A 6668-nucleotide genomic window follows, 5' to 3' on the forward strand; every position below is an offset into this window, starting at 1 on the left:
CTCTGGCCCGCGTGGGCCGCGTCGAGCGCACCACCAAGGAGACCTCGGTCCTCGTCGAGATCAACCTCGACGGAACCGGGAAGGTGGATGTCGCGACAGGCGTCGGCTTCTACGACCACATGCTCGACCAGCTCGGCCGCCACGGCCTCTTCGACCTGTCGGTCAAGACCGAGGGCGACCTGCACATCGACAGCCACCACACCATCGAGGACACCTCTCTCGCGCTCGGCGCCGCCTTCAAGCAGGCCCTCGGCGACAAGCGCGGCATCGTCCGCTTCGCCGACGCGTCGGTGCCGCTGGACGAGTCGCTGGCGCGGGTGACCGTCGACCTGTCGGGACGCCCGTACCTGGTGCACACCGAACCCGACGGTATGGCCCCCATGATCGGCGAGTACGACACGACGATGACGCGGCACATCCTGGAGTCCTTCGTCGCCCAGGCGCAGGTCGCCCTGCACGTGCACGTCCCGTACGGGCGCAACGCGCACCACATCGTCGAGTGCCAGTTCAAGGCGCTGGCCCGCGCGCTGCGCTACGCCAGCGAGATCGACCCCCGGCAGACCGGGATCCCCTCGACGAAGGGCGCACTGTGACGGGTCTCGCGGCGGTTCTCATCTTCGTCGGCCTGTTCCTGCTCGGCGGCGCCATCTCGTTCTGGCGGCAGAAGCTGCCGAAGAGCGTCGTCGCCGTCCTCGGCAGCGGCGCGCTGCTGGCGCTGCTCGCCGGAGTCCTGCGGCTGGAGGTGTGGTCATGAGCGGACGCAAGCGAGTGGTGGTCTTCGACTACGGCTTCGGCAACGTGCGTTCGGCCGAGCGGGCCCTCGTACGGGCGGGCGCCGACGTCGAGATCACCCGCGACTACGACGCCTCCATGGAGGCCGACGGGCTGCTGGTGCCCGGAGTCGGGGCGTTCGCCGCCTGCATGGAGGGGCTGCGTGAGGCCCGCGGCGACTGGATCGTCGAGCGGCGCCTGGCCGGGGGACGCCCCGTGATGGGCATCTGCGTGGGCATGCAGATCCTCTTCTCGCGGGGCATCGAGCACGGCGTGGAGGCGGAAGGCCTCGGCGAATGGCCGGGCACGGTCGGGCCGTTGAAGGCCGACGCCGACCACACCGTGCCCCACATGGGCTGGAACACCGTGGCGCCCGCGGCCGGTTCGCGTCTCTTCGCCGGGCTGGACGGGGACACGCGCTACTACTTCGTCCACTCCTACGCCGTGCAGGACTGGGAACTGACCTCCACGAACCCGGCGATGCGCGCACCGCTCGTCAGCTGGGCCGAGCACGGAGCACCGTTCGTCGCGGCCGTGGAGAACGGCCCGCTCTGGGCCACGCAGTTCCACCCGGAGAAGTCGGGTGACGCAGGCGCCCGGCTGCTCGCCAACTGGACCGCCACGCTCTGACGTCCGGCCGCCGAGCCGCACCCGTACCACCACTTCGAAGCCCGGAGATGCCGAAAGTGCCCGAATCCTCCCGACAGTCCGCCCGCAAGCTGGAGCTCCTTCCCGCCGTCGACGTCCGCGACGGACAGGCCGTACGCCTCGTGCACGGCGAATCGGGTTCCGAGACGGCCTACGGCGACCCGCTGCAGGCAGCGCTCGCCTGGCAGAGCGCCGGCGCCGAGTGGCTGCACCTCGTGGACCTCGACGCGGCCTTCGGCACGGGCGACAACCGCGCCCGTATCGCCGAGGTCGCCCGTGCCATGGACATCAAGGTCGAGCTGTCCGGCGGCATCCGCGACGACGACACCCTCGCGGCTGCCCTCGCCACCGGGTGCCGCCGTGTCAACCTCGGTACGGCCGCGCTGGAGACGCCCGAGTGGGTCGCCAAGGTCATCGCCGAGCACGGCGACAAGATCGCCGTCGGTCTCGACGTCCGGGGGACGACGCTGCGCGGCCGCGGCTGGACGCGGGACGGCGGCGACCTGTACGAGACCCTGGAGCGGCTCGACGCGGAGGGCTGCGCGCGCTACGTCGTGACCGACATCAACAAGGACGGCACCCTCAAGGGCCCCAACCTCGAACTGCTGCGCAACGTCTGTGCCGCCACTGACCGCCCCGTCGTCGCCTCCGGCGGCGTCTCCTCCCTCGACGACCTGCGTGCGATCGCGTCGCTGGTGCCGGAGGGCGTCGAAGGCGCGATCGTGGGGAAGGCCCTCTACGCCAAGGCGTTCACCCTGGAAGAGGCTTTGGAGGCCGTCTCGTCATGACTCCGCCCGAATCGCGCGACGTCGAGCGTGTCCAGTCCGGCAGCCCCTGGGAGGAGTCGATCGGTTTCGCTCGCGCCGTCGCGGCGGGCGACCGGGTGCTCGTTGCCGGGACGCTACCCCTCGCCGACGGCGGCGAGCTGATGGGCGAGGGCAACCCGTACGAGCAGACGAAGGCGGCGTTCGGCAACGCGCTGAAGGCGCTGGCGCCCTTCGGGCTCGACGCGTCGTCGGTGATCCGCACCCGGATCTACCTCACGCACTCGCGCGACGTGGAGTTCGCGGGCCGTGCGCACCGGGAGATCTTCGACGAGGTGCGGCCCGCCGCAACCGTGGTGGTCGTCTCCGGTTTCGTGGACTCCCGGGTGCTGGTGGAAGTAGAACTCGAAGCCTTCCGGGCCGCGTAGCCGCGCCGCGGCAAGCCCCCGGAACCCCGGAACGTACAACTGCCGTACGCGTGCTGCGAGTCGACGTCGCACGCGGCACGCACCTGCGAGGAGCAACACAGCAATGTCCGTCGCCGTACGAGTCATCCCCTGCCTGGACGTGGACGCCGGCCGAGTCGTCAAAGGCGTCAATTTCCAGAACCTGCGCGACGCCGGGGACCCGGTCGAGATGGCCAAGGTCTACGACGCGGAGGGCGCCGACGAGCTGACCTTCCTCGACATCACGGCGTCCTCGTCGGACCGGGAGACCACGTACGACGTCGTGCGGCGCACAGCCGAGCAGGTCTTCATCCCGCTGACGGTCGGAGGCGGCGTGCGCACAGGCGACGACGTCGACCGGCTGCTGCGCGCCGGCGCCGACAAGGTCGGGGTGAACACCGCCGCCATCGCACGTCCCGACCTGATCCGGGAGATCGCGGAACGCTTCGGCCGCCAGGTGCTCGTCCTCTCCGTGGACGCGCGGCGCTGCGGCGACGGCACCTCCACACCTTCGGGATTCGAGGTGACCACGCACGGGGGCCGCCGCGGCACGGGCATCGACGCCGTCGAATGGGCGCACAGGGCCGGGGAGCTGGGTGCGGGGGAGATCCTGCTGAACTCCATGGACGCCGACGGCACGAAGGACGGCTACGACACGCGGATGATCGAAGCGGTCCGCGCCCAGGTGACGGTTCCGGTGATCGCGTCCGGCGGCGCCGGACGGCTGGAGCACTTCCCGTCAGCCGTCGGCGCGGGCGCGGACGCGGTGCTGGCCGCCTCGGTCTTCCACTTCGGCGACCTGCGCATCGGCGACGTCAAGCACGCCCTGAAGGAAGCGGGCCACCCGGTGCGGTGAACGCACGGCGCTGTCCTCCCGTGGCGTGAACATCCCCGTGTCGACTCACTGTTCACAGCGCCTATGACATCCTTTTCTCTCGCCTGGAGAGGATGGAGAGGATCATGGGGGACCACTTCAAGACGGACATCGATCAACTCGCTTCGTTCACAAAGGGATTGCAGTCGGCCAACGATTCCCTCGAAGAAGTGCGGAAGGCGATGCAGGAGGTGCGCGGGGACCAGATCGGAACCTCCGAACTGGACGAGGCGTGCGACGAGTTCCAGGGCCGCTGGAAGTACGGCTCCGAGCAGATCAAGGAACGCATCGAAAAGCTGACCGAGGGCCTCCAGAAGAACACTGAGGGCTACCGCGAGGTAGAGAACTCTCTTGAAGAGAGCTTCAAGCGCGCTGCTGAGGGGGTGTGAGCACGGTGGCTGCCAACCCGTATCCGCACCTCGGCTGGAACCGGTACCAGGCCAGCCCACCGAAGTGAACAGCTTGCAAGGCAAGCTGACTCGCTCTGCGAGCGCGCTTAAAACCGCGCACGAAAAGATCGAGAAGCTGATCGGTGAGTCGGGCTTCTGGGAGGGCGACGCCGCTGTCGCGTTCCGTGAGGCCCTAGACGGCGACCTCCCGAAGTATCTGAAGGATGCCCACACGTCCGTCGAGAAGGCTGCTACGCAACTCGGCCGATGGCACACCGGACTGACGAGTCGCCGCGATCTGGCAAAGAAATACGACACGGAAGCCGCAGACCACAAGGGTGATCTGAAGACTGCTCAGGGAAAGCACGACAAGGCCAAGGCGAACCCCGACCTCAAACTCGCGGGCAAGACTTTCAACAGCCACGCGGAACTCGACGCGGCGCAGAGTCGGCTGGACGCGGCCAACAATCAGCTCAAGACGGCAACGTCGGCGGTCAACAAGGCGCAGGGGGCGCTGGATGCCGTCATCAAGAAGGCCAAGGAGCTGGAGAGCCAGCATTCAGAGCAGGCGAGGAAGATCGCACAGGAGTTGAAGGACTCCACGAAGGACCTTGCGCCGGAAGAGCCCGGCTGGCTCAGCAAGGCCATGGGCTGGATCGGCGACCACCTCACGGACATCCTCAGCGTGGCAGCTGCCGTGGCTGGCCTCTTGGCTCTGATCTGCACGGGGCCGTTCGGCGTCGCGTTTCTGTTGGCCGCGGCAGCTCTGAGTGCGGCGACTGCTGCGTCACGGCTGTCGGATCCCGAGGTGCTCGCCTCACTCAAGGACGGCTTCACCAAGGGTGAGTTCGACGCGGACTTCTGGTCGAACGCCGTAGGGTTCGCGGGCGATGCCCTGGGCGTGGTTCCCGGGGCGGGTGCCGCGGCCCGCGGCCTCAACGGTGCGGTGCAGTCGACGCGTTTCGCCTCCGAGTCCGTCACCGTGGGGCAGTTCCTTGGACGCTTCGCGGATGACACCGTCACGGCCGCGGGAAGAATCGCGACTGCCGGTGCCGCGAATCCTGTCGGGGACTTGGTGGCTCGGGCTGCTGGCGGCAATCAGGGAGTCAGGGTCGCGATGGACTATGTCTCGCCAGTCGCCGGCGCGGTCACCTCCGGATCCGGCCTGGTCGCGGGTGACAGCGATGGTGTCAAGAACACCGGCACAGGTGTCGACGCCGGCCGCGCGGCTCTGTTCGACGGTCCCGGAGCCATCGACACAATTGTCCAGAACGGAAGGCTGGTGTTCCGTTGACTGGCGCGATGGGGGTCGCGGGTGCCAAGGCGGAGCCGCTGCCGCGGTTGGTGATCGATGACTCCGCCCGGGATACGACATCCAAGATCTGGTACGCGCTGCCGAGCGGCTTCATGGCCGTGCCGCTTGAACGTCTCTCCCCGTCCACGGGCTCGGAGCCGGAGCAGCAACTAGAGAAGGTCGAGACGCTGGTGCTGGATGCTGCCCCGGCAGAGGTAAGAGAGCACTATCTCGGTGCGCTGAGGGACGTGCGCGCCATGGCCGAGTATATGCAGCGTGAAGAAATCATCGACTGCTGTATGGGCATGCATCTGGCGGACGACGGTTCCTCCGCGGCATCGGTGTTCACTGTCACGCTCCAGCAGATCGACTGGTCACCGCCCAAGGTCACCGTCCTGCGTGCCGTGGCCTCCCGCGAAAGTGCGGCGAACATAGGGTTGTTGACACTCCCTGGAGACAACCCGGCCTCGGTCGCGGACACTCTCGTGCGGGAGTTCTCCGTGCCGGGCCAGCGTCCGCAGGATCTGTACCAGTGCACTGTGTACGTACCGGACCCGTCCGGGCTGCAATTGGCGATTTTGACGCTCAGTACGACGGCGGTCTCCGTGCGCCCGCACTACCGCCAGATGATGGAAGGAGTCGCATACACCGTCTCCTTCGTGGACCCGATGCCGGAGATCGAGCGAGCGGCTCGTGGCGGCTTCAGCAGGGTCAAGGACGACATCGCCTCCGACTTCGGGTGAGATCATGAGCTTGAATGACCGCACTGCACAGGCCCCTTCCGCCGTAGCGTGGGATACCCCAGGCACTCGGGCGGCCCTCGGCAAGTGGCTGGCCCAGCATACGGCCAAGTCGCTGGGCTGGCTGGTCGCGCTGGTCGCTCTGCTGTACTGCACGGTGGTGGTGCTGCCGCCATGGGCGGCGTGGATCCCGGTTCCGGCTTTCGGCTTGCTCATGTACTGCCTCATGACCTCGCTCCTCCGGATGTCCAACTTCCGGCGCATGTACCTCATCCTGATCAACTACCCCTGGCTTCAGCAGCACGACGGCGTGCACATGAGCAAGGGCAAGGTGGCCGTCTTCGTGCTACCCGACCCGGACAACCCGGCGAAGACCGCGTCGCCGAAGGAACCGGGGGTGCTTCTCAAGCGATGGAACCGCGTCGTGCGGAAGGGCTTCAAAGACGAGCTGTGGTACGCGGGTGATCCGCGCTTCGCGGTGGTAGTGGCCGAGCCAGGGTTCCGGTCGATGGGGTACGCGCGGCAGCCCACGGCGTTCAGCCCGCGAACCTCCCCGCGCAGCCGAGGGCTCAGTCCGGAGGCCCGCCGGAGAGCCATGGCCATAGGTGCACGGCTCGGCCCGGAGCGCGGCGAGAGCCGCAGCCGGAGCAGGCAGGGCTAGGAATTGTCTTCAAATGTCAGGCCCACATCAGGAGCGATGCGAGGGTGACGGCTGCTTGGTAGGACTCGGCGGTCTTGTCGT

Annotated in this window: 10 protein-coding genes; all 10 read left to right on the forward strand. The window is 67.9% G+C overall.

Translation table 11 applies throughout. The features are described 5' to 3' along the window. The first annotated feature begins 2 nt into the window (after positions 1-2). The 10 genes from hisB (at position 3) to IEY56_RS26870 (ending at position 6587) form a co-directional block, all read left to right on the forward strand. Positions 3-593 (forward strand): imidazoleglycerol-phosphate dehydratase HisB, encoded by a 591-nt coding sequence (gene hisB, locus IEY56_RS26825; RefSeq protein WP_189039881.1) that lies wholly within the window; start codon positions 3-5, stop codon positions 591-593. Continuing rightward, on the forward strand, positions 590-754 hold the full coding sequence (locus tag IEY56_RS26830; protein WP_045864173.1) for a CG2302 family histidine operon protein: 165 nt from the start codon (positions 590-592) through the stop codon (positions 752-754). Before hisB ends, IEY56_RS26830 begins: the two co-directional genes overlap by 4 nt. Further along, positions 751-1401: an imidazole glycerol phosphate synthase subunit HisH gene (hisH, locus tag IEY56_RS26835; RefSeq protein WP_373292199.1), complete on the forward strand. Its 651-nt coding sequence runs from the start codon at positions 751-753 to the stop codon at positions 1399-1401. Before IEY56_RS26830 ends, hisH begins: the two co-directional genes overlap by 4 nt. A 56-nt stretch (positions 1402-1457) precedes the next feature. Beyond that, positions 1458-2207, forward strand: coding sequence for a bifunctional 1-(5-phosphoribosyl)-5-((5-phosphoribosylamino)methylideneamino)imidazole-4-carboxamide isomerase/phosphoribosylanthranilate isomerase PriA (gene priA / locus IEY56_RS26840; RefSeq protein ID WP_229712230.1), 750 nt, complete (start codon positions 1458-1460; stop codon positions 2205-2207). After that, positions 2204-2611 (forward strand): RidA family protein, encoded by a 408-nt coding sequence (locus IEY56_RS26845; protein WP_189039869.1) that lies wholly within the window; start codon positions 2204-2206, stop codon positions 2609-2611. Before priA ends, IEY56_RS26845 begins: the two co-directional genes overlap by 4 nt. Before the next feature lie 103 nt (positions 2612-2714). Next, positions 2715-3485: an imidazole glycerol phosphate synthase subunit HisF gene (hisF, locus tag IEY56_RS26850; protein WP_189039870.1), complete on the forward strand. Its 771-nt coding sequence runs from the start codon at positions 2715-2717 to the stop codon at positions 3483-3485. A 92-nt stretch (positions 3486-3577) separates the two neighbouring features. Further along, a complete protein-coding gene (locus tag IEY56_RS26855; RefSeq protein ID WP_229712231.1) occupies positions 3578-3892 on the forward strand; it encodes a DUF6317 family protein in 315 nt (104 codons plus the stop codon). Between the two features lie 64 nt (positions 3893-3956). Further along, positions 3957-5186, forward strand: a complete 1230-nt coding sequence (locus IEY56_RS26860; RefSeq protein WP_189039871.1) for a hypothetical protein — start codon at positions 3957-3959, stop codon at positions 5184-5186. A gap of 8 nt (positions 5187-5194) precedes the next feature. After that, positions 5195-5929 (forward strand): hypothetical protein, encoded by a 735-nt coding sequence (locus tag IEY56_RS26865; protein WP_189039872.1) that lies wholly within the window; start codon positions 5195-5197, stop codon positions 5927-5929. A gap of 4 nt (positions 5930-5933) precedes the next feature. Further along, entirely contained in the window at positions 5934-6587 is a 654-nt protein-coding gene (locus IEY56_RS26870; protein ID WP_189039873.1) for a hypothetical protein, read from the forward strand. Positions 6588-6668 lie beyond the last annotated feature (81 nt).

The sequence above is a fragment of the Streptomyces daqingensis genome (assembly GCF_014645895.1).
GTDB lineage: Bacteria > Actinomycetota > Actinomycetes > Streptomycetales > Streptomycetaceae > Streptomyces > Streptomyces daqingensis.

Excerpts from the sequence above, each read along its gene's own strand:
- hisH (WP_373292199.1), top strand. The coding sequence starts at position 751 with ATGAGCGGACGCAAGCGAGTGGTGGTCTTCGACTACGGCTTCGGCAAC.
- IEY56_RS26870 (WP_189039873.1), top strand. The coding sequence starts at position 5,934 with ATGAGCTTGAATGACCGCACTGCACAGGCCCCTTCCGCCGTAGCGTGG.
- IEY56_RS26855 (WP_229712231.1), top strand. The coding sequence starts at position 3,578 with ATGGAGAGGATCATGGGGGACCACTTCAAGACGGACATCGATCAACTC.
- IEY56_RS26845 (WP_189039869.1), top strand. The coding sequence starts at position 2,204 with ATGACTCCGCCCGAATCGCGCGACGTCGAGCGTGTCCAGTCCGGCAGC.
- IEY56_RS26865 (WP_189039872.1), top strand. The coding sequence starts at position 5,195 with ATGGGGGTCGCGGGTGCCAAGGCGGAGCCGCTGCCGCGGTTGGTGATC.
- hisF (WP_189039870.1), top strand. The coding sequence starts at position 2,715 with ATGTCCGTCGCCGTACGAGTCATCCCCTGCCTGGACGTGGACGCCGGC.